Origin of the sequence: Polaribacter sp. PL03, assembly GCF_033875165.1 — a bacterium.
Lineage (GTDB): Bacteria > Bacteroidota > Bacteroidia > Flavobacteriales > Flavobacteriaceae > Polaribacter.
The window spans coordinates 70,177-93,149 of record NZ_JAWZSV010000001.1 but is presented as its reverse complement, the minus strand read 5'-3'; the positions used below and the strand labels follow the sequence as shown (position 1 = coordinate 93,149).

General features: G+C 29.9%; 18 protein-coding genes. 11 read left to right on the top strand and 7 right to left on the bottom strand.

Features of this window, described 5'->3' with window-relative positions; translation table 11 throughout:
- Positions 1–57: 57 nt before the first annotated feature.
- Positions 58–618 carry a type 1 glutamine amidotransferase domain-containing protein gene (locus tag SHK09_RS00380; RefSeq protein WP_319808780.1) on the top strand — a complete coding sequence of 187 codons (561 nt, stop codon included), beginning with the start codon at positions 58–60 and terminating at the stop codon, positions 616–618.
- Between the two features lie 69 nt (positions 619–687).
- Here the strand turns inward: SHK09_RS00380 and SHK09_RS00375 are convergent, their stop codons facing one another.
- From SHK09_RS00375 to SHK09_RS00365, 3 genes are all read right to left on the bottom strand, one after another.
- A complete protein-coding gene (locus SHK09_RS00375; protein ID WP_319808779.1) occupies positions 688–1,191 on the bottom strand; it encodes a mechanosensitive ion channel family protein in 504 nt (167 codons plus the stop codon).
- An 11-nt stretch (positions 1,192–1,202) separates the two neighbouring features.
- A complete protein-coding gene (locus SHK09_RS00370; RefSeq protein WP_319808778.1) occupies positions 1,203–1,712 on the bottom strand; it encodes an acyl-CoA thioesterase in 510 nt (169 codons plus the stop codon).
- A 75-nt stretch (positions 1,713–1,787) separates the two neighbouring features.
- The gene (locus SHK09_RS00365) at positions 1,788–2,699 is read right to left on the bottom strand and encodes an SPOR domain-containing protein (RefSeq protein ID WP_319808777.1); all 912 of its coding nucleotides are present in this window, start codon (positions 2,697–2,699) and stop codon (positions 1,788–1,790) included.
- 95 nt (positions 2,700–2,794) lie between these two features.
- On the opposite strand from SHK09_RS00365, the gene dprA reads away from it, so the two are divergent.
- Together dprA and SHK09_RS00355 are read left to right on the top strand one after the other, a co-directional pair.
- Positions 2,795–3,895, top strand: coding sequence for a DNA-processing protein DprA (gene dprA, locus SHK09_RS00360; RefSeq protein WP_319808776.1), 1,101 nt, complete (start codon positions 2,795–2,797; stop codon positions 3,893–3,895).
- A 33-nt stretch (positions 3,896–3,928) separates the two neighbouring features.
- Positions 3,929–4,987, top strand: coding sequence for a hypothetical protein (locus SHK09_RS00355; protein WP_319809332.1), 1,059 nt, complete (start codon positions 3,929–3,931; stop codon positions 4,985–4,987).
- 179 nt (positions 4,988–5,166) lie between these two features.
- Here the strand turns inward: SHK09_RS00355 and SHK09_RS00350 are convergent, their stop codons facing one another.
- The 4 genes from SHK09_RS00350 to SHK09_RS00335 form a co-directional block, all read right to left on the bottom strand.
- Positions 5,167–6,021, bottom strand: a complete 855-nt coding sequence (locus SHK09_RS00350; protein ID WP_319808775.1) for a DMT family transporter — start codon at positions 6,019–6,021, stop codon at positions 5,167–5,169.
- Entirely contained in the window at positions 6,021–9,350 is a 3,330-nt protein-coding gene (gene mfd / locus SHK09_RS00345; RefSeq protein ID WP_319808774.1) for a transcription-repair coupling factor, read from the bottom strand. The genes SHK09_RS00350 and mfd overlap by 1 nt, the downstream gene beginning before the upstream one ends.
- Before the next feature lie 202 nt (positions 9,351–9,552).
- The gene (locus SHK09_RS00340; protein WP_319808773.1) at positions 9,553–10,029 is read right to left on the bottom strand and encodes a thioredoxin family protein; all 477 of its coding nucleotides are present in this window, start codon (positions 10,027–10,029) and stop codon (positions 9,553–9,555) included.
- 3 nt (positions 10,030–10,032) lie between these two features.
- Positions 10,033–12,276, bottom strand: a complete 2,244-nt coding sequence (locus tag SHK09_RS00335) for a TonB-dependent receptor (RefSeq protein ID WP_319808772.1) — start codon at positions 12,274–12,276, stop codon at positions 10,033–10,035.
- 106 nt (positions 12,277–12,382) lie between these two features.
- On the opposite strand from SHK09_RS00335, the gene SHK09_RS00330 reads away from it, so the two are divergent.
- The 8 genes from SHK09_RS00330 (at position 12,383) to SHK09_RS00295 (ending at position 22,855) form a co-directional block, all read left to right on the top strand.
- Positions 12,383–13,045, top strand: coding sequence for a metal-dependent transcriptional regulator (locus tag SHK09_RS00330; protein ID WP_319808771.1), 663 nt, complete (start codon positions 12,383–12,385; stop codon positions 13,043–13,045).
- Between the two features lie 26 nt (positions 13,046–13,071).
- Positions 13,072–13,908 (top strand): ZIP family metal transporter, encoded by an 837-nt coding sequence (locus SHK09_RS00325; protein WP_319808770.1) that lies wholly within the window; start codon positions 13,072–13,074, stop codon positions 13,906–13,908.
- Between the two features lie 111 nt (positions 13,909–14,019).
- Positions 14,020–17,166: a UvrD-helicase domain-containing protein gene (locus SHK09_RS00320; protein ID WP_319808769.1), complete on the top strand. Its 3,147-nt coding sequence runs from the start codon at positions 14,020–14,022 to the stop codon at positions 17,164–17,166.
- Between the two features lie 48 nt (positions 17,167–17,214).
- Positions 17,215–18,408, top strand: a complete 1,194-nt coding sequence (gene kbl / locus SHK09_RS00315; RefSeq protein ID WP_319808768.1) for a glycine C-acetyltransferase — start codon at positions 17,215–17,217, stop codon at positions 18,406–18,408.
- Between the two features lie 114 nt (positions 18,409–18,522).
- Positions 18,523–19,884 carry an OmpA family protein gene (locus SHK09_RS00310; RefSeq protein WP_319808767.1) on the top strand — a complete coding sequence of 454 codons (1,362 nt, stop codon included), beginning with the start codon at positions 18,523–18,525 and terminating at the stop codon, positions 19,882–19,884.
- A 181-nt stretch (positions 19,885–20,065) separates the two neighbouring features.
- Entirely contained in the window at positions 20,066–21,577 is a 1,512-nt protein-coding gene (gene atpD / locus SHK09_RS00305) for a F0F1 ATP synthase subunit beta (RefSeq protein ID WP_319808766.1), read from the top strand.
- 43 nt (positions 21,578–21,620) lie between these two features.
- Positions 21,621–21,914 (top strand): hypothetical protein, encoded by a 294-nt coding sequence (locus SHK09_RS00300; RefSeq protein WP_319808765.1) that lies wholly within the window; start codon positions 21,621–21,623, stop codon positions 21,912–21,914.
- 326 nt (positions 21,915–22,240) lie between these two features.
- Positions 22,241–22,855 carry a hypothetical protein gene (locus tag SHK09_RS00295; RefSeq protein ID WP_319808764.1) on the top strand — a complete coding sequence of 205 codons (615 nt, stop codon included), beginning with the start codon at positions 22,241–22,243 and terminating at the stop codon, positions 22,853–22,855.
- Positions 22,856–22,973: the final 118 nt, after the last annotated feature.

The window sequence follows — 22,973 nt, the reverse complement described above, 5'->3', positions numbered from 1 at the left end:
TGAAGAATTTAGATACTTCTAGATTCTAAATATTTTATTAATTAAATATTTATTAAAATGGAAAACTTAAATAGAAAGACTGTTGCTATTTTAGCAACTAATGGATTTGAAGAAAGCGAATTAAGCGAACCAAAAAAAGCTTTAGAAAATGCTGGAGCAAACGTAGAAATTGTTTCTTTAGAATCTGGAGAAATTAAATCTTGGAATGATGGAAATTGGGGAAAAAGCTATAAAGTAGATAAAACGCTAAGTGAAGTTTCGCAAGCCAATTATAATGCTTTAATGTTGCCTGGTGGAGTTATTAACCCAGATGTATTACGTAAAAATAAAGACGCAGTAAGTTTTGTAAGATCTTTTTTTGAAAATCATAAACCTGTTGCAGCAATTTGTCATGCGCCATGGTTATTAGCGGAGGCGGATGTTTTAAAAGGAAGAAATATAACTTCTTATGAATCTATAAAAACAGATATGATTAATGCTGGTGCAAATTGGCAAGACAAAGAGGTAGTTGTAGATAAAGGTTTGGTTACAAGTAGAAACCCAGACGATTTACCGGCTTTTAATGCCAAACTAGTAGAAGAGATTTACGAGGGTAAACACGAAGATCAAATGGCATAATTTAAAATTATTTCATAAAAAAAAAGCGCAAATTTTATTTGCGCTTTTTTTTTACTTTTTTTATAAAAGTTAATTAGGTTGCGGAGAATACTTTATATTTTTCTGTAGAATTATAGAGTTAGGCAACGTAATTAATTCTTTATTTGGTGTTTTTAAAGTGATAAAAAATGCACCAATATCTCTAATTTCTCCTGTAATATTATTGTCTTTTTCTAAAACAGTAATAGAATCTCCAATTTTTACAGGGTAATTTATGTATAAGATAATACCAGCTGTAATATTAGAAAGAATAGACCATTGTGCAAAAAAAGCAATACCTAAAATGGTTAAAAAAGAAGAAACATAAACTAATAATTGTTTCTCATCTACACCCCAAATAAAGGCAATTACTACTATTGCTGTTATGTAAATTAATATAGAAATAATTTTACTAGTAACTAATATTCTAGATTTATGAAACCCAAATTTTAGTTGAATTTTTTTTAAAGAATTTGTAGCTAATAAACGTACAAAAATTGCAATTAAAAAAACTACAATAGATTCTATTATTTTAAAATGATTTAAAAAGTCCATTCTATTATTTTTTAAATAAACAATGCTTTAAGAGCTGTAGCTTCGCTAGGTTTTAATTTTCCTGCAAGAACTAAACTAAGTTGTTTACGTCTTAGAGCGCCTTCAAAACGTTCTATTTCTAAAGGTGTTTCTGGTTCTAGTTGAGGTATTTGTACAGGTTTACCAGTTTCATCAACAGCAACAAATGTGTAGATACCTTCGTTTACTTTTGTTCTGTGTCTAGATTGTCTATCTTCAATCCACACATCAACATAAATTTCCATAGATGAATTAAAAGCCCTAGAAACTTTAGCTTCTACAGTAACAACACTACCAACAGGTACAGATTTATTAAAAGCAACGTGGTTTACAGAAGCAGTAACTACAATTCTTCTAGAGTGTCTTCTTGCAGCAATACTACAAGCTCTGTCCATTCTTGCAAGTAATTCTCCGCCAAAAAGATTGTCTAAATAATTAGTTTCTCCTGGTAAAACTAAATCGGTTAAGATTGTTAAAGATTCTTTAGGTGTTTTTGGTTCCATCAAAAAATAAATTTTTTGCAAAGATACTAAATCACTTATTTAAAAGTGATGCTAAATAGATAAAGAAAAGTGAAATTATTTACTAGTTTTAATTAATAACCAAGCATCTTTAGATACTGTTTTTTTAATTTTATTTAGATTGTTAATTGCATCATTTTTATCAGCATAACTATCGAAAGTAACTTGTGTTAATCCCCATTTGTTAACACCAATAATTTTAGCATTAAACCCTTTTAAGATTAATTCGTTTACTTTTTTTTCTGCATTTTCTGCAATTTGAAAAGCACCTGCAATAACGTGGTAAGGTTTTGCTATTTCTTTAACAACATTTAATTTTAATGTAGGTAACGGGTTAGAAATAACAAATGTAGCAGTCTGTATTTTTTTCTCTAGTTCTTTTTGTTGACTAGCAAATACTTCTTTTTGTTGGTTTTGTTCATAACTATTGTAACCAGCAAACCCTAATGTTAATAAAATTGCAGCAGTTGCAGCATATTTTATAAACGCAGGTACACTTTTTCTTTCTGTAGAAGCTACAACAGGTATTAAAGGTTTTACTTCTTGTCTGTATCTTTCTATAGCAGAAGATTCTAAAGAAGTTAAACCAAAAGATGATGTTAAGAAATTAACTTCTTTTTTTGGTTCGAAAATAATTTGTTTACTTTCATTTAATGAAATAGTACCTAAATTATCTAATTTAATTTCTGTGTTTTGTAATTCATTTTGCCATTTTATAACAGACAAAGATATAGCTGTAGAAGCCTTCTCGAAAGAGATTTGCTCACTAGAAGCTATGTAATTAGCTAACAAACCATCATTATGAGTTAGATGACTATTAAACGCAATTTGTTTTGTTGGTGGGTAAAATGTATGTGTATCACTATTTAATTTTGCACCAATTCTATTGGTTACAAACCCTCCAAAGTCAGGAACAATTACGCAATCGTATCTGTATAATAAATCGTTGATGTAGTTGGCTAAATTCATATAAACAAATATATAATTTTAGGCGTTTCATAACAGAAAGTTCTATAAAAATTATCAACAAAATTTTTATATATTGGTTGTCAAATTGTTAACTAGTGAAAGAAGAAAAATTGCTTGCTATTTTAAGATTACAGAAAAGTAAGGCTGTAGGAGATATTCTAGCAAAGAAACTCATTGTAAACGTGGGAGATGTCTCTCAGATATTCAAAGAAAAAGCATCTAATTTATCAAAAATAAACGGAATAGGAAATCACGTTCTAAAACATCTTTTTAATGAAGAAAACGTCAAATTAGCAGAACAAGAGCTAAAATATATACAAGAAAATAATGTCGAATACTCGTATTTTTTAGATGACGATTATCCTATTAATTTACAACATTGCATAGACAGCCCTATCTTATTATTTAAAGACGGAAATATAGATTTTTCTAACAATAAAATCATTTCTATTGTTGGTACAAGAAATATGAGTTCTTATGGACGAGATTTTTGCAATAAGTTAATCGAAGACCTAGCGCAATACAACCCAATAATAGTAAGTGGTTTTGCATATGGTGTAGATATTTGTGCACACAAAGCAGCAATAAAAAACAATTTACAAACTATTGGCGTTTTAGCACACGGTTTAGAGGAAATTTACCCAAAAGTTCATAAAAAGTACATAAATCAAGTAAATGAAAATGGCGGATTTTTAACTGAGTTCTGGCATAAAGAAACACCTTTGCGAGAAAATTTTTTAAAACGAAATAGAATTGTTGCAGGTATATCTAAAGCAACTATTATTATAGAATCGGCAGAAAAAGGGGGTTCTTTAGTAACTGCAGATATTGCTAATTCTTACGATAAAGATGTATTTGCTGTTCCTGGTAGAACAACAGATTTATATAGTAAAGGTTGCAATAATTTAATTAAAAATAACAGGGCGTTTCTTTTAAATTCTGCAGACGAAATTGTAAAAATGTTAAATTGGGACTTAAATGAGAGGCCAAAAATAATTCAAAAACAATTATTCTTAGAACTAAATGAGAATGAACAGAAAATTTTCGATTTATTACATGATAAAGGAAAGCAATTATTAGATGTAATATCTTTAGAATGTAATATTCCTATTTACCAATTATCATCTATTTTATTACAGATGGAATTAAAAGGTGTCTCTAAACCTTTACCAGGAAAGATGTTCGAATTGATATAAATATTCCTATTTTTGAAGAAATCAACAGAAAAGATGGCGGTAGAGAAAAAATTGATGTCTAAGAAGAAACCAACATTTCCGGTAAATGAAATGTTAAATGCGTATTTAAAAAATTACAATAGAAATATAAAAGTTTCTATTTTTTATGACGATTTATTACGTTTTCAGGGCTCAGTTACTGTCTATGACAAAGATGATGAAGACACGCTTTGGGTAAGAACTTACTATTCTCAATATGATAGAGAAGAAATAGACAGAAGTTTAAAGAAAGTATATACAATGTTGCATTCAGATGGTAATGATGATAGCATTCCGTTTCTAAATGTAGATGCAATAGATTATTGTACGTTCGGTAATTCAAAACCCTTCAGAATTAAAGTAAGAAATATTTTAAACGATAACTTTTCTTACTTCTATGTAAAAAAAGCAGATGCCTCTCGTATTTATGGCTTAGAACTAGAACACATATTATCTCCTCATAACATGAACTTTTTAGTTCATAAAGACACATTAATAGAAGAACACATTGCAGGAATTCCTGGAGACGATTTTATTAGTGATATTTTACCAAACTGTACAGAATTAGAAAAAGCACAAATAGCCAAAGAGTTTGTAAAGTTTAAAGAACGTTGTTTGGTGCGTTTGTTAGGAGACATGCGTTCTTACAATTATGTAATAACGCCAACACACGATTTCGATCATATAATCTATAAAATTAGAGCCATCGATTTCGATCAACAATCTTTCGAAGGTAATTTAAAGGTCTACAACTTACAGTTCATGAAAGAGAACTTTAAGATGATAGAAATGGTTGGTAAAAAATTAGAAAACGATTCTATTAGACAATACAAAATAGAAGAACGTTCTTTTATGGCAAAAAGAATGATTACTGCGCCAAGAAGAACCGCTCGTTTAATAAAATGCATGAAAGCAGACACTATTTCTTTTCCAGAAAATGTAGAACTTTTAAAAAAGCAGTTAATAAAATATGTAGGTGATGTTAAATTTAAAGACTGCGAAAATATGGGCGAAATCCTAGAAACAATTTTAGCTTTTGTAAAACGTAACTATTTAGATATTAGTACCAAATAATTTTATTAGAAGCTATTTCCTGCTTTCGCTACTCGCTTTTTTTTCGTGCCTCAAAAAAGAGCTCAAACAAACCGCTCAATCAGGGCTAAACTTGTTTGCAGGCTAATTGTAGTTTTATAATTTTATTATGTTGCTTTCTAGCAATAAATTTTCGAAGTTTTTTTATTGTAGAATAAACATTATTTACTTCTAACACTCTCAATAATAACCGTTAGTAAAATTAAGCTTCCGCCAATAATAGTATTAAAGTGTGGAATTTCATTTACAAAAAGAAATGCTATAATAATACCAAAAATTGGCTGCACACTACTAATAATACTTGCTGTAGAGATAGAAAAGTGTTTAAAAGAATTTACCATCATAGTATGACCAATTGCTGTAGTTAAGATAGCTACTAACATTAATAAAGGTAACTGACTTTGTACATTAGAAAAATCACTAAAAAATAAAACAGGCATTAATAAAACAGTAATAACTATCATTTGGTGTAACATTAGCATGCTGCTATTGTATGTTTTAACGTGTTTCTTTAAGATTAAGTTTCTTAAAGAATAGCAAAAAGCAGATAGTATACCAAATAAAACCCCTTGTAAATGCGAATTTTCTAGAGAAAATTCTGGCACCAAAATATACATACCTGTTAATACAAGTACACCTAAAAAAATATGAATTAAATTTAATTTTTGTTTGGTAAATAAAGGTTCTAAAAAAGCCGTAATTACAGGAAAAGTATACATAGATAACATGCCAATTGCAACAGTAGATAGCTTTAAAGCATAGAAATAAGTTACCAAATGTGCACCCATAAAAAAGCCAATAAGAATCAAAGAGTTTCTGTCTTTTTTAGTTTTTATTCTTAAATCAATTTTTTTAAACTTACAAAAGCCATAAATAAAAATGGCAGCTAAAAAGGCACGACAGAATATAATTACTTCTGGCGAAAGATTAATGTATTTTCCTAAAACACCAGAAGTACTTACAAAGAGTGTTGCTAAAAGTAAAAGAGATAGATTCTTTACATGTGAGTTCTCCATTAAATTTTCTGCAAAATAGTTAAAGCCGTTTTTACAGTGTCAATTCTTATAAAAGTAATTAATAAACGAATACCATTTTTACTCTCTTTTTCTTTCATGACACAGCTTTTACCATTATGTTTCACATAATTTAGCATTCTAGAAAATGCATCTGTGTGGTAAAAATCACTTTGTTGGTTTGCAACAAAATATCCCATCATTCTTTTTTGTTTTAGAATAATTTTCTCAAGACCTAATTCTTTTGCCAACCATTTTATACGAACAGAATCTAATAAATCTTCTACTTGTGTTGGTATTTCACCAAATCTATCAATAATTTCTGTTTCGAAAACTTGTAGTTCTTCTTCCTTTCCTAACGTACCTAATTTATTATATAAAGCAAGTCTTTCTGTAATAGAATTAATATAATCATCTGGAAATAATACTTCAAAATCTGTGTCTATAGTTACTTCTTTTACGTATTCTTTTGGTTTTGTTTCGTCTGTTGGGTATAGTTCTTTAAATTCGTTTTCCTTTAGCTCTTCAATGGCTTCTTGTAGAATTTTCTGATACGTATCAAACCCAATATCATTTATAAAACCACTTTGTTCGCCACCTAATAAATCTCCAGCACCACGAATCTCTAAATCTTTCATGGCAATATTTATTCCGCTTCCTAAATCAGAAAATAAAACCAATGCTTCGATACGTTTTCTTGCATCATCCGTCATCATATGATGTGGCGGAGTTATAAAATAGCAAAATGCTTTTTTATTAGAACGCCCAACTCTACCACGCATTTGATGTAGATCTGAAAGACCAAAGTTATTTGCATTATTTATAAAAATTGTATTTGCATTAGGCACATCTAAACCGCTTTCTATAATAGTTGTAGATACCAGAACATCAAACTCATTGTCCATAAAACCAAGCATTAATCCTTCTAGCTTTTTACCTTCCATTTGCCCATGACCAATACCAACTTTTGCGTTAGGAACTAATCTTTGTATTAAACCAGCAACTTCTTTTATGTTTTCTATTCTATTATGAATAAAGAAAACTTGCCCACCTCTAGAAATCTCATAAGAAATAGCGTCTCTAATTGTTTCTTCAGAAAAACGAATTACATTACTTTCTATTGGGTGCCTGTTAGGTGGTGGTGTTTTAATTACAGACAAATCTCTTGCTGCCATTAAACTAAACTGCAGCGTTCTAGGAATTGGAGTTGCAGTTAAAGTTAATGTATCTACATTTTCTTTTAAAGTTTTTAATTTATCTTTTACCGCTACACCAAATTTTTGCTCTTCATCAATAATTAATAAACCTAAATCTTTAAATATTAATTTTTTATTTGTTAGTTGATGCGTTCCAATAATAATATCTACAGAACCATCATTTACACCATTTATAGCTTCAGTTTTTTGTTTAGCAGTTCTAAAACGATTTAAATAATCAATTTTAATAGGAAAATCTTTTAATCGCTCAGAGAATGTTTTAAAGTGTTGAAAAGCTAAAATTGTTGTAGGAACTAGAATTGCAACTTGTTTGCCATTATCTACAGCTTTAAAAGCGGCTCTTACAGCAACCTCTGTTTTACCAAAACCAACATCACCACAGACCAATCTATCCATTGGTTGTTCTTTTTCCATATCGTTTTTTACATCTTGTGTAGATGTAAATTGATCTGGCGTATCTTCATACATAAAACTACCTTCTAATTCATGTTGAATGTGTGTATCTGGGCCAAAAGCAAACCCTTTTTGAAGTTTCCTTTTTGCGTATAACTGAATTAAATTAAAAGCAACATGTTTAACTCTTGCTTTTGTTTTTTGTTTAATTTTTTTCCAAGCACCAGAACCTAATTTATATATTTTAGGAGCTTTACCATCTTTTCCATTAAATTTAGAAATCTTATGTAAAGAGTGTATGCTTACATATAAAATATCTCTTTCGCCATATACTAATTTTATGGCTTCTTGTTTATTTCCTTGAACATCAATTTTTTGCAAACCACCAAATTTTCCAATTCCATGATCCATATGTGTTACATAATCTCCAATTTCTAGTTTTGTTAATTCTTGAAGTGTAATTGCTTGTTTTTTTGCGTAACCATTTTTTAATCTAAATTTATGATAACGCTCAAAAATTTGGTGATCTGTATAGCAAACCAATCTGTTGTCTACATCTACAAAACCCTGGTATAATGGAAAAACAACAGTTTCATAATGAACTTCTTTCTCTGAATCATCGAAAATGTCATGAAAACGTTGTGCTTGTTGCTCGTTTGCGCAGAAAATATAATTGGTAAATCCGCCTTTATGATATTCCGTTAAATTATCTATTAATAAATTAAATTGCTTATTAAATGAAGGTTGAGGAATGGTATTAAAATTAATTTTGGCGTCTTTTTTATTCTGATTTCCAATATCAACTAAAGAAAAACCTTCTATTTGATTTTCTATAAAAGCACCATCGCAAAATAATTCACTTGGTTCTGCGTGGTTTACTTCTTTAGATAAATCGTTAAAAGCTTCCGCTGCTTTTTCGTAGAATTTATTTAAGTTACCAACTAATAAGCTTCTGTTTTTTGTAAAAATTACTGTGTTTGGCGAAATATATTTTAAGAAACTTTCTCTCTTTTCTTGAAGCGTTTTATTTTCTACATTAGGCATTATAGAAACCTTTTTTAGCTTCTCTTTAGAAAGTTGGGTTTCTACATCAAAAGAACGGATACTATCTATTTCATCACCAAAAAACTCTATTCTGTAAGGTTCATCATTAGAAAAAGAAAAAACATCTATAATTCCTCCACGTACAGAGAAATCTCCTGGTTCTGTAACAAAGTCTACACGTTTAAATTTGTATTCAAACAAAACTTCATTTACAAAGTCTAAAGACAAGCTTTCGCCAACAGTAACTTTTAAGGTATTTTTTTCAAGTTCTTTTTTAGTTACTACTTTTTCAAAAAGGGCAGTAGGATATGTAACAATTACTGCTGGTTTTTTACGAGAGTTTATTCTATTTAAAACTTCTGAACGCAACAAAACGTTCGCATTGTCGGTTTCTTCAATTTGATAAGGTCTTCTGTAAGAACCAGGATAAAAAAGTACATTCTTGTCTCCTAAAAGTTGTTCTAAATCATTTAAGTAATAAGCTGCCTCTTCTTTGTCATTAAAGATTAAAAGATAAGGTTTGTCTGCTTTTTTAAAAGTTTCTGAAATAACAAAAGACAACGAAGATCCCACCAAATTCGATATTTGAAAATGGTTTTTTTCTTGTTGTAGCTGTGTAATAATCTGCGAAACGTTCGCAGATGTTTGGTATTGATTTACAATGTTCTGCTTGCTCAACGTGCTAAGTTTTGTGCAAATGTAAGACGTAAATTAATAAAAACCCATTAACTGTTTTGTTTTCTTAAAGATTACAATTAATTTAATTTTTTCTAAATCTGTTTAGAATGTAGATTTTAGTTGGTAATTACAACTAAAAATAAAAACTTAAGTATCTAAAAACTGGAGTTTTCTTATATATTAGTTTCGTTTTTTTAGGATGTTAATCTTTGTATTTAGTTAAAATACGTTTCATTTTTTTACTGTTGTAAAAACCAACTAACTGTGCATCTATCTCAAAACTTGTATTTAGAATTGTAGTTGTTGGGTATGCAATTCTTTTCTTTATTGCTGCTAGCTCATTTGTTAGTTCATGAACACCTGTATTGTTTCCTGTAGGTTTGTAGGTAAATGTTTTGCCTAAAAAAGTAATTGGTTTTTTCTCTTCTCCGTTTAGTTTTACGAAATAGAATTTTTTATTTAAAAGTTTAATTACATCCTTATTATTAAAAGTAGTTTGTTTCATTCCGTAACAAATTTCACACCAATCTGTAAACATAAAAACCACAATAGGTTTTGGGTTTTGTTTGTGTAATTTTTCTATTTCAGAAAAAGTAAACAGATTTAATGTTATTTTTTCTGTTTGAGAGAAAGTGGCTAAACTTCCGAAGAAAATAAAAAGAAATATAATTTTTCTCATGTATTAAAATATTGTGTAACGCAGTCCTAGAAACATTCTAATACCTTGGTTAGATGCATAAACGTAACTTGGGTCGAAAGCTAATTCTGGATTTTGTTCTGTGTTAATTCCTACGTTAAATGGATTGCCAGCGTTGTTAATGCTATTTGCTGCGGGTGTAAAATTAAGTAAGTTTTTTACACCTCCATAAAGTTCCCAACTATTTGTAAATTTTTTTGTTGCTTGAATATTCTGAATGCTAAACCAAGGTGAGTTTGCTGCTCTTGTGTCTTTTTCTCCCAATAAAGGTAAGCGCATTGGTCCGTATAAATTACCAGTATAATCTACAGAAAAATTAGAATTAAATTTATAGGAAATAGACCAAACACCGCTAAAAGACTCTGTTAGTAATTGTCTTGTTTTTATACCGTTTTCAGTAATAGAAACATCCATTAAAGTTGCTCCAGCATTTATCGATAATCCATTTGTAAAGGTAATATCTGTGTTTAAAGAAATTCCTTTAGAAACAGAATAACCATCTAGGTTTGCATAAATAATTTTACCAGGATCTGTTTCATAATCTGGTAGAATTCTATTATTAAAATAGGTGTAAAATACACTGGCGTCTAAAGTTATAAAAGAGTTTTCTGTATTTATTTTTTTCACGTAATTTAAATTTGCATTCCAAGAAGTTTCGGGGTCTAATTCGCCATCAAATTCTACTTCTCTTGCACCTGTTAAGGCTGCGTGGTCTTCTGTGAAAACATTTGCAACTCTAAAGCCATTACCTACACTTGCTCTAAATATGTCTGCTTTATCTTTAGAATTCCATTTGTAGTTTACTCTTGGTGAAAAAATGCTGCCGTGTAAACTATTATAATCCCATCTTGCGCCTAATAATAGTTTGTTTTGTGTGTTTAAGGCAATTTCATCCTGTATAAAAAAACCAGGTAAATGTGTTACAGAAGGTTTGTTTGTAATTCCGTCTTTTTCTAAAGTAGCAAACGTATTGTCTTCGTAAAAAGTATATCTGTAAGCAAGACCTAATAATAAATCGTGTCTTTTTGCAATTTGTTTGTTGTAAATAAATTGTCCAAATCCTATAAGTTGCTCTGCATTATAAGAATCTGTACCGTAAAAAGAATTTTGATAATGTCCATTTGCACTAAATTGAAAGCTAATATTCTCTGAAGTTGGTAATTGATAAGTTCCAAAAGTTTCCCAACGATTTGTGTAAATACTTTCTCCATATTTTACATCAGATCCTCTAAATTCCTTTTCCCAATCCAATTCACCACCCCAGCGATCTTCATACACATAACGTCCTGCGATTGTAAATACTTTATTGCTCTTTCTTTCTATATTAACTTTATTAAAAATAGAAATTCTATTTTGAAGTGTTAAATCTGTAAAACCATCTTTATTGTTGTCTATTCTATTTTGATAATTGAAATAGTTAATACCTAATAGACCTTGTGTTTTCTTAGATAATTTATAACGTAAACCAATATCTGTATTTATTTCTCCCCAAGAACTACTAAAAACGTCGGTAGATAATACAGGTGCGTTTGTAGGTTTTTTAGTAATTATGTTTATAATTCCACCAACAGCTTCAGAACCATATAGTGTAGAAGCAGGTCCTTTTACAACTTCTACTCTTTCTATTAATGCTTGCGGAATACCTGTTAAACCGTATACAGTAGAAAGGCCACTAACAATTGGCATTCCGTCAATTAAAACAAATGTATAAGGGCCTTCTAGTCCGTTAATATGAATGTCTCCTGTATTACAAACATTACAGTTTAATTGCGGTCTAACTCCGTTTACATTTTGCATCGACTCGAAAATAGAAGGAGTTGGATTTTTCTTAAAAAAACTTTTACTATACACTTCTACAGGTACAGGACTATTCGATTTACTAACAGGTCTTAAAGTGCCAGAGATTACAATTTCTTCTAAAGAATTATTTTCATTCAGATTAAAGTTTTTAATTATTTTTTGATTTCCAGAAACTGTAATTTTTGCCGATTTAAATTTAAAACCAACGCTACTTGCAACAATTGTATAGTTTCCGTTAGGAATATTTTTTAACTCAAAAAAACCATTTTCGTTTGTTGAAGTTCCTAGTTTGGTCTTTTTAAGATAGATATTTATAAAAGGTAAAACCTCTCCGTTAGAAGTTACTTTTCCAGAGATACTGTTTGTTTGTCCTTGTAATGATGAGATTCCTAACAGTAAAAAGCAGGTAAGTTTAAATAGATTTTTCATTTCTTTAAATATAATTTTCGACAAATATAATATTATTTTTAGACTTGTCTAAAAATATATTTTAATAAAAATAAAAAGTATATCTTTGTTGTCTAAATATGTATAAATGTTTACGCTTTCTGAGGAAAATTATTTAAAAGCAATCTATTATCTAGAGTTAGATACTAATAAAGGTATTAGTACAAATGCTATTGCAGAGAAGTTGGCAACAAAAGCTTCTTCTGTAACAGATATGATAAAAAAATTATCTGATAAGAAAGTTGTTATTTATAAAAAATACAAAGGAGTTAAGTTAACAGATCTAGGTAAAAAATCTGCGGCAAACATTGTAAGAAACCATAGATTATGGGAGGTTTTTTTAGTAGATAAATTAAATTTTTCTTGGGATGAAGTGCATGAGGTTGCAGAACAGTTAGAGCATGTAAAATCTTCGAAGTTGATTAATCAATTAGATAGTTTTTTGGGTTTTCCAACACACGATCCTCATGGAGATCCAATACCAGATAAAGATGGAAATTTAAAAACGATTGAAAAAAGTTTGCTTTCAACTTTAGCGAAAGGAGAAAGCGGAATTTGCGTTGGTGTAGACGATTCTTCATCTGATTTTTTACAATTCTTAGATAAAAAAGGAATTACTTTAGGTAAAAATATTACCATATTAGATAGAGAAGACTTCGATGATTCTTTATCAATATTAATTGGAGATAAGAAATTATCTATATCAAATAAAATAGCAAATAATTTATACATTAAAACTAAGAATGAGTAATAAGTAAAATAAGTAGATTTAAAAATATGAGTACATTCGATCAATTAGTTGAATTTGGAAAGGAGAATCCAATTTTATCAGCATTATACGCATCTCTATTTACTTGGGGCTTAACAGCTTTAGGAGCAGCATTGGTTTTCTTTTTTAAGAAATTAAACAGAGCGGTTTTAGACGGAATGTTAGGTTTTACAGGAGGAGTTATGGTTGCTGCAAGTTTTTGGAGTTTATTGGCGCCAGCAATAGAAAATAGTCCTGGAGAAGGTTTTGTGAAAGTTCTGCCAGCTGCAATTGGGTTTGGTTTAGGGGCTTTATCTCTATTTGGTATGGATAAAATTCTACCACATTTACACATCAATTTTAAAGAAAATGAAGCAGAAGGAGTTAAAACAGAATGGCATAAAACTACTTTGTTGGTGTTGGCAATTACGTTGCATAATATACCAGAAGGTTTAGCAGTTGGAGTTTTGTTTGGAGCTGCGTCAACTTTAGTTGGGGTAGAGCAAACGGAAATGATTATTGCTGCAATTTCTTTAGCAATCGGAATTGGAATTCAGAATTTTCCAGAAGGTTTTGCTGTTGCAATGCCATTAAGAAGACAAGGTGTTAGTAGGTTAAAGAGTTTTTGGTACGGACAATTGTCTGCGGTTGTAGAACCAATTGCAGCTGTTTTAGGAGCTTTAGCAGTTTCATTCTTTGTACCAATTTTACCTTACGCATTAGCATTTGCAGCAGGAGCAATGATTTTTGTAGTTGTAGAAGAAGTAATACCAGAAACGCAGAGAGATAAATATACAGATATTGCAACACTTGGTTTTATAGGTGGTTTTATTGTAATGATGTCTTTAGACGTTGGTTTAGGTTAGCATAAAATTTATTTCAGTTTATATAAAAATCTCGCTTTTGCGAGATTTTTCTTTTTTCTATTACCTTGTTTCTCTATTCAAAAAAAACTAATTTGCAATAAAAATATTTCTGTGCAACAACCATCTACTTTTCAGGTTTACAACGCTTCTGCAGGAAGTGGTAAAACATTTACTTTAGTAAAGCAATACATTAAAGTGCTCTTAAATTCAGACGACCTTTTTATGTTTCAGAAAGTGTTGGCAATAACGTTTACCAACAAAGCTGCAGGGGAAATGAAAGAACGAGTCTTGTCTAGCTTAGAAGATTTTGCAGAAGGAAAGGAGAATGATTTGTTAAAAATTATTCTTTCTGAAACAACTTTAGATAAAACAATAATTAAAGAAAGAAGTAAAAGGATTTTAGATGCAATTCTACAGAATTATTCTGCCTTTTCAATAACTACCATAGATAGTTTTACCCACAAGATTATAAAAAGTTTTGCTTACGATTTAGGTTTGTCTTTAAATTTTGAAGTAGAAATGGATGCTATTTCTCTTTTAAACGAAGCTGTAGATGTATTAATTTCTAAGATTGGTACAGATAAAAAACTAACTAATTTATTAATAGATTATTCTTTAGATAAAACAGATGATGATAAATCTTGGGATATTTCTAAAGATTTAAATGATTTTGCAAGAGTTTTATTAAATGAAGATGATGTAAGGCATTTTAGAGAATTATCAGATAAAAAATTAGATGATTTTTTTGAATTAAAAAAGAAACTGCAAAAAGATAACCAGCAAATAGAAAAGGAATTTAAAACGTTTGGTGAAGAAGTAATTAGTTTTATTGATAGTAATGGTGTTGCTATAGGCGATTTTGCATATGCAGGTGAGTTTGTAAAACACTTTCAAAAGCTTACAAAATTAAGGTTTTTAAAGAGCGATGATTTAAAGTTTGAAGGTCGATTAAATACTACTATAGAAGATTCTAAAAATCTTTTTGCAGGAAAGGTTTCTGCAGCAACAAAAGAGGTAATTGAAGGAATTTCTGAACAATTAAGAATGTATTATTATCAATCTAAAGATTTGTATAATAGTTCTTTTTCTAGATATTTACTGAATAAAATTACACTTAAAAGTATTATACCATTAGCTGTTTTAAACAATATTAATTCAGAATTAAATACCATAAAAGAAGATAATAATATACGTTTAAACGCAGAATTTAATCAGTTAATTTCAGATAAAATAAAAGATGAACCAGCGCCTTTTATTTATGAAAGAATTGGGCAACGTTTTCAGCATTATTTTATTGATGAAATGCAAGATACTTCTGTGTTGCAATGGCAAAATTTAATACCATTAATAGACAATGCACTAGCGCAAGAAAGTAGTAATTTATTATTGGTTGGCGATGGTAAGCAAGCTATTTATAGATGGCGTGGAGGTAAAGCAGAGCAATTTATAGATTTGGGATCTAATGAAGAGAATCCGTTTCATGTGCAGAAAAATATTAAAAATTTAGAAACCAATTTTAGAAGTTATTCAGAAGTAATACAGTTTAATAACTCTTTTTTTCAGCACACATCTAATTTTCTTCAAAATGAATCTTATAAGAAGTTATTTTACGATGGTAATACACAGCTAGAGAATGCTAAAAAAGGTGGTTTTGTGTCGCTTTCATTTTTAGATAAAGAAGAAGAAAAAGATGATGAGAAAGTAAAATATCCGAAGAAAGTTTTAGAGAAAATTAACTTGTTAAAGGAAGATTTTTATCTGAATGAAATTTGTATTTTAACTAGAACAAAGAAAGACGGAATTGCAGTTGCAGATTATTTATCTGAAAATGGTATTTCTATTATTTCTTCGGAAACATTATTGCTTCAAAATAATTCATTAATCAATTTTATTATTGATATTCTACATATTATTCAAAATGCAAGCGATGAAGAAAGAAGATTTGAGGTTTTATATTTTTTGTATGAGCATTTAGAAATAACAATTCCAAAACACGAATTCTTTAAAAAACACGTAAAATCTGCTAATGAATTAATATTCGAAGAATTACAATCTTACGGAGTTACATTTAGTTTTTCTATGTTTCAGCAAGTTCCTTTTTATGAGAAAATAGAAGAAATAATTAGAGGTTTTAATTTGGTAGACTCTTCAAATGCGTATGTGCAATTTTTCTTAGATGTAGTTTTAGAGCAACAAAGAAAAGCAACAGATATTGGCGATTTCTTAGAATTTTGGGATCTTAAAAAAGATAAATTAAGCATTGTTGCATCAGAAAATTCAGATGCTGTGCAAGTAATGACAATTCATAAATCGAAAGGACTAGAGTTTCCTGTGGTTATTTTTCCTTGTGATGTAGATATTTATAGGCAAATTAGTCCAAAAATTTGGTTCGACGATTTGCCAAAAGATTATAAATTTAAGGAGCTTTTAATTGATTATAAGAAGGACTTAAGTTTAATAAATGAAAGAGGTTTAGAAATTTATAATCAACAAAGAGAAGAGTTAGAGTTAGATAATTTTAACCTTTTATATGTTTCACTAACAAGGGCAGTAGAGCAATTGCATGTAATTACAGAAAAGAAAATTTCTGCGAAAGGAATTGAAAATGTAAATCATTATTCGGGTATTTTTATCAATTATTTAAAGGAACAAAACCTTTGGCAAGAAGACGTTTTAGAATATAACTTCGGGAGTATTAAAAGACTTAAAAAGAAAGAAAAAGAAGCTTCTTTAACAGAGATTCATCAAAAATTTATTTCAACACCTTGGCAAGAACATAATATTGTTCTTTTAGCAAGTGCTTCTAAGTTGTGGAACACAGAACAAGGAAAAGCAATTGATTATGGAAACTTGTTCCATGAAATTTTATCTAAAATTATTATAAATAGTAATGTTGATGCTATTGTAACACAATATCATCAGCAAGGTTTAATAGATAAAACGCAATTAAAAACAATACAAGAGATAATTAATGCTATTGTAAATCATCCAAAACTAATTACTTATTTCTCTGATGAGGTTACTGTTTTTAATGAAAGAGAAATTGTAGATTTTGATAACCAAATTATTATACCAGATAGATTGGTTTTTAACAAACAAAACGAAGTTACTATTTTAGATTATAAGACAGGAAGTACTTCTAACGAACATCATCAACAATTATTAAAATACGAACGAGTATTAAATTCGATGAACTTTAAGGTAGATAAAAAATTACTTATCTATATAAATGATAAAATTGATGTTGTTGAAGTATAATCAAAGAAAATAAACTTTGTAACTTTGTATTTCTTAAATCAATAGAAAATGTACGGTAAAATTAAAGATACTTTAAAAAAGGAGCTTCAAGAAATAAAAGAAGCAGGTTTGTATAAATCTGAAAGAATTATAACATCTTCACAAGACGCACTTATTAAAATCTCTACAGGAGAAGAGGTATTAAACTTTTGTGCAAATAATTATTTAGGGTTGTCTAATCATCCAGAAGTAATTCAGGCGGCAAAAGATACTATGGATACGCATGGTTTTGGTATGTCTTCTGTTCGTTTTATTTGTGGAACTCAAGACATTCATAAACAATTAGAAGAGAAAATCTCAGAATTTTATACAACTGATGATACAATATTGTATGCTGCTTGTTTTGATGCGAATGGTGGTGTTTTTGAACCATTGCTAACTAAAGAAGATGCTATTATATCAGATAGTTTAAATCATGCTTCTGTTATAGACGGAGTTCGTTTGTGTAAAGCAGCACGTTATAGATATAATAATAACGACATGTCTTCTTTAGAAGAGCAGTTAATAGAAGCGAATAAACAAAACCATAGATTTAAAATTATAGTTACAGATGGTGTTTTCTCTATGGATGGTATTGTTGCAAAATTAGATGAGATTTGTGATTTAGCAGATAAATATGATGCTTTGGTGATGGTAGATGAGTGTCATGCAACTGGTTTTATAGGAAAAACAGGTCGAGGAACTGTTGAGTTAAAAAACGTAATGGACAGAGTAGATATTGTAACCGGAACTTTAGGGAAAGCTTTAGGAGGTGCAATGGGAGGTTATACTACTGGTAAAAAAGAAATTATAGAAATTTTACGTCAGCGTTCTAGACCTTATTTATTCTCAAATTCTTTAGCGCCAGCAATTGTAGGCGCTTCTTTAAAGGTCTTCGATTTAATTTCTAATGATACGTCACTAAGAGATAAATTAGAAGAGAATACAAATTACTTTAGGTTAGAGATGGAGAATGCTGGTTTCGATTTAGTTGGTGCAGATGCAGCTATAGTACCAGTTATGCTATATGATGCAAAGCTATCTCAGGTAATGGCGAATAAATTATTAGAGAAAGGTATTTACGTTATTGGGTTCTTTTTTCCTGTAGTTCCTGAAGATCAGGCAAGAATAAGAGTGCAATTGTCTGCAGCGCATACAAAAGAGCAATTAAACAAAGCTATTGCTGCTTTTATTGAAGTAGGTAAAGAGTTGAATGTTATTTAGAACAGATAAAACTTAAAAATTTACGAATATTTTGTAGATTTGTCTTTGTAGATACGTTTTAAGAGTTTACTTTTGCGTATTATAATAACGAACTTTTAATTTAAAAATTTGATAATGAAACGATTAAAATTAGCTGTGATAGCTTTGTTTACGTTGGTAACAGTTGGTAACGCAAACGCACAAGATGAAAATAACCCTTGGGTTGTTGGTTTTGGATTGAACAATGTAGATTTTTACAATGGTGACGATTTTAGTGACCAAATTAAAGATTTATTAGGGAACAAAGATTGGAATGTTTTACCTTCTATTTCTAGAGTTTCTGTAGATAAGTACCTAAATAAAGGTTTTTCTTTACAGTTAGCTGGTTCTTTGAACAAGATTGAAACTTTAACAACTAAAAACGATTCTGATTTTCTTTACTGGGGATTAGATGCTGTTGTAAAATATGATTTAAACAACTTAGTAGGTGAAACTGCTTGGTTTGATCCTTATGTATATTTAGGTGGAGGTTATACTTCAGTTGATGAAAGAGGTGAAGGTATGTTAAATGCTGGTCTTGGTTTCAATACTTGGTTTAATGATAACTTAGGTTTAAACTTTCAAACAGGAACTAAAAAAGGTTTTTCTGATAAAGTAAGAGCTCATTACCAAACTTCTTTAGGTTTAGTAATTAAATTTGGTGGAAAAGATACTGACGGAGACGGAGTATATGACAAAGATGATGCTTGTCCAGAAGTTGCAGGTTTAAAAGAATTCAATGGTTGTCCTGATGCTGATGGCGATGGAATCAAAGATTCTGATGACGCTTGTCCAGAAGTTGCAGGTTTAGCAGCTATGAACGGTTGTCCTGATGCTGATGGTGACGGTGTTGCTGATAAAGATGATATGTGTCCTTCTGAAAAAGGAACGAAAGCTAACAAAGGTTGTCCTGATACAGATGGTGACGGTGTAGTTAACAAAAACGATAAATGTCCTACTCAAGCAGGACCAATGGCAAACGGTGGATGTCCTTGGCCAGATACTGATGGTGATGGTGTTTTAGATAAAGATGATAAATGTGTTAGCGTTGCTGGACCAGCATCTAACAACGGTTGTCCTAAACCAGTTATTACTAAAGGAGCTGAAGCAAACTTAAACGTATATGCTAAAGCAATTTTATTTAATGTAGGTAAAACTTCTTTCAAACCAGGAGTTACTGCTAAATTAAACGAAATAGTAAAAGTAATGAACAACAATCCTAGTGCTACTTTCGTTATTGAAGGTCACACAGATAGTTCAGGATCTGCACCATTAAACTTAAGAATCTCAGAAAAAAGAGCAATAGCTGTTAGAGATTACTTAGTTAAGCAAGGTGTTAAAACTACAAGATTAGAGGCTGTTGGTTACGGAGAAGGTGAACCAGTTTCAACTAATAAAACAAGAGCTGGTAGAGCTGAAAACAGAAGAGTAATTGTTAAAGTAACTAACAAGAAATAATTCTTTTTTTAAAATACATATATTTAAAACCTCACCATTTTGGTGAGGTTTTTTTATTGTATATAAAGTTTTTTTTTAAATTAAAAAACTTTTTTAATTACAACCAAAAAGAATTACCTTTGCAACCTGAAAAAGAGATGTTAAATCTCGAAAAATAAATAATAATTATAATTAGATACAGATGTCTACAATAACAGGAAAAGTTTCTCAAATTATTGGGCCAGTAATTGATGTTGAATTCAATACAGAAAATACTGAACTTCCTAAAATTTATGATTCATTAGAAATTAAAAAAGCTGATGGTTCTATTTTAGTTTTAGAAGTACAACAACATATTGGTGAAGATACAGTTAGAACCATTTCTATGGATGCTACTGATGGATTAAGTAGAGGAACAGAAGTTCTTGCTACAGGAAACCCAATTCAAATGCCAATTGGAAGCGACATTTATGGTCGTTTATTTAATGTAACTGGAGATGCAATTGATGGTTTAGGTAATTTAAAGAAAGAAGGTAAAGACGGATTATCAATTCACCGTTCTGCACCTAAGTTTGAAGATTTATCTGTTTCAACAGAAGTTTTATTCACAGGGATTAAAGTAATCGATTTAATTGAACCTTATGCAAAAGGTGGTAAAATTGGTTTATTTGGTGGAGCTGGAGTAGGTAAAACTGTATTAATTCAAGAATTAATTAACAACATTGCAAAAGGACACGGAGGTTTATCTGTTTTTGCAGGAGTTGGTGAAAGAACTCGTGAAGGAAATGATTTACTTCGTGAGATGTTAGAATCTGGAATTATAAAATACGGAGACGATTTTATGCATTCTATGGAAGAAGGAGGATGGGATTTATCTAAGGTTGATAAGCCAGGAATGAGAGATTCTAAAGCAACTTTTGTTTTTGGACAAATGAATGAGCCACCTGGAGCACGTGCACGTGTTGCATTGTCTGGTTTAACAATTGCTGAATACTTTAGAGATGGAGCAGGAGATGGTCAAGGAAAAGATGTTCTTTTCTTCGTAGATAACATTTTCCGTTTTACACAAGCTGGTTCAGAGGTTTCTGCTTTATTAGGTCGTATGCCTTCTGCAGTAGGTTACCAACCAACATTAGCTACAGAAATGGGTGCAATGCAAGAGCGTATTACATCTACTAAAAAAGGTTCTATTACATCTGTACAAGCAGTTTATGTACCTGCAGATGATTTAACAGATCCAGCACCAGCAACAACTTTTGCGCATTTAGATGCAACAACTGTATTATCTCGTAAGATTGCAGAGTTAGGTATTTATCCAGCAGTAGATCCATTAGATTCTACTTCTAGAATTTTATCTGCAGCTATTTTAGGTGATGAGCATTATAATACTGCAACTGCTGTAAAAGAAATTTTACAACGTTATAAAGAGTTACAAGATATTATTGCTATTTTAGGTATGGAAGAATTATCTGAAGAAGATAAGTTAGTAGTTCATAGAGCTAGACGTGTACAACGTTTCTTATCTCAACCTTTTCATGTAGCTGAACAATTTACAGGTATACCTGGAGTTTTAGTTGATATTAAAGACACTATTAAAGGATTTAATATGATTATGGATGGTGAATTAGATAAATATCCTGAAGCAGCATTTAACTTAAGAGGATCAATTCAAGATGCAATTGATGCTGGTGAGAAAATGTTAGCTGAAGCTTAAAAACATCTTGCAGCGTAAAGCTTAAAGTTTAAAGTATAGAAATATGTATTTAGAAATTGTAACACCAGAAGCAATCTTATTTTCATCGGAAGTTGATTTATTTTCAGTTCCTGGAATAGATGGAGAGTTTCAAATATTAAATAATCACGCTCCTATAGTTTCTATTTTAAAAGAAGGTGATATTAAAATTCACATTCATAGCCAAGATCATTTAGTATTAGATGATTTACATGGTAAATTAGAAGCTCAGATAGATGATGATAGAGTTTTAACTTTAGCAATTAACTCTGGAACTATAGAGTTAAATGACAATAAAGCAATTATTTTAGCTGATTAAAAGCTGCTATAATTAAAAGATTAAACCTCAAAACAGAAATGTTTTGAGGTTTTTTTGTTTCTTAGAGAACTCAATTCTATCTGAATAGAGTTTTTAGCAATTTCCCCTTCGATTAACTATTAATTAATTCTTGCTTCAAAAGTCATCTTTTAATTACAATAAGAAGCAAGTAAAAACCTCCATTCTTATACAGGAAAAACCCCTTTTTATTTTCAGTATTTATTTTCAAATAACTGATTTTTAGTTTTTTATATTTTAATTTTTCTTTTTTATTTCTTCCGAAGTAAAATATTGTACTTTGTAGTTTATTAACTAAACCTACTTTTATGAAAAACATAAATAGACTTTTTCTTATTTCTTTATTCTCAATTACTGCTTTAAGTAGTTGTAAAACTGAGTGTGATCACAAAGACCATTCGGTAGACGATTCTAGACCATCTAACGCAATAACATATAATGAAATGGCAGGTATGTTTCATCAATATGATATAGGGCAAAAAAGAGTATTAGATAATTATAGAAAAGAATTTACAAACGATAAAATAGATACAATTGAAAGCATTTCTCATTTTTATGAACTCGACCAATTAAAACAATACATTGCGTATTTAGAAAAAATATCTAAAGAAAAGGATATTAAACTAACCGGTGTAAGAATTTTCTCTGCAGCATATCCGCAAAAACATAGAGATGCTTCTAAAAGAGGTAGACAAACTTTAATATTTATGCCGACTGCTAAAATTGGAGATAAAAATGATGTTGCTTTTGAGCCTTTGTATTCTGAAAAAGGAACGCCAATTAAATTTACAGAGTTTTTACATAAGTTTAGTAGTAAAGAAACGAAACAAGTTATGAGAGCTTCTTTTTTTCCTTCTTTTAGCCCACAAGAAGACATGGAAAGTTCTGGGACTAATAGATTTGAGCCAATGCCACCTTTTTAATATGTTTAGATACTTATTTTTTATTTTATATTTTATAACAATTGTAATTTATGCTACTTATTATTTTAAAAATAAGTTTGTTGTTAATTTAAAATATTTTTTATTTTATTTGGTTTCC

Coding starts and splice junctions, on each gene's coding strand:
- SHK09_RS00380 (WP_319808780.1), top strand. CDS start 58: ATGGAAAACTTAAATAGAAAGACTGTTGCTATTTTAGCAACTAATGGA.
- SHK09_RS00375 (WP_319808779.1), bottom strand. CDS start 1,191: ATGGACTTTTTAAATCATTTTAAAATAATAGAATCTATTGTAGTTTTT.
- SHK09_RS00370 (WP_319808778.1), bottom strand. CDS start 1,712: ATGGAACCAAAAACACCTAAAGAATCTTTAACAATCTTAACCGATTTA.
- SHK09_RS00365 (WP_319808777.1), bottom strand. CDS start 2,699: ATGAATTTAGCCAACTACATCAACGATTTATTATACAGATACGATTGC.
- SHK09_RS00355 (WP_319809332.1), top strand. CDS start 3,929: ATGGCGGTAGAGAAAAAATTGATGTCTAAGAAGAAACCAACATTTCCG.
- SHK09_RS00350 (WP_319808775.1), bottom strand. CDS start 6,021: ATGGAGAACTCACATGTAAAGAATCTATCTCTTTTACTTTTAGCAACA.
- SHK09_RS00340 (WP_319808773.1), bottom strand. CDS start 10,029: ATGAGAAAAATTATATTTCTTTTTATTTTCTTCGGAAGTTTAGCCACT.
- SHK09_RS00335 (WP_319808772.1), bottom strand. CDS start 12,276: ATGAAAAATCTATTTAAACTTACCTGCTTTTTACTGTTAGGAATCTCA.
- SHK09_RS00330 (WP_319808771.1), top strand. CDS start 12,383: ATGTTTACGCTTTCTGAGGAAAATTATTTAAAAGCAATCTATTATCTA.
- SHK09_RS00325 (WP_319808770.1), top strand. CDS start 13,072: ATGAGTACATTCGATCAATTAGTTGAATTTGGAAAGGAGAATCCAATT.
- kbl (WP_319808768.1), top strand. CDS start 17,215: ATGTACGGTAAAATTAAAGATACTTTAAAAAAGGAGCTTCAAGAAATA.
- SHK09_RS00310 (WP_319808767.1), top strand. CDS start 18,523: ATGAAACGATTAAAATTAGCTGTGATAGCTTTGTTTACGTTGGTAACA.
- atpD (WP_319808766.1), top strand. CDS start 20,066: ATGTCTACAATAACAGGAAAAGTTTCTCAAATTATTGGGCCAGTAATT.
- SHK09_RS00300 (WP_319808765.1), top strand. CDS start 21,621: ATGTATTTAGAAATTGTAACACCAGAAGCAATCTTATTTTCATCGGAA.
- SHK09_RS00295 (WP_319808764.1), top strand. CDS start 22,241: ATGAAAAACATAAATAGACTTTTTCTTATTTCTTTATTCTCAATTACT.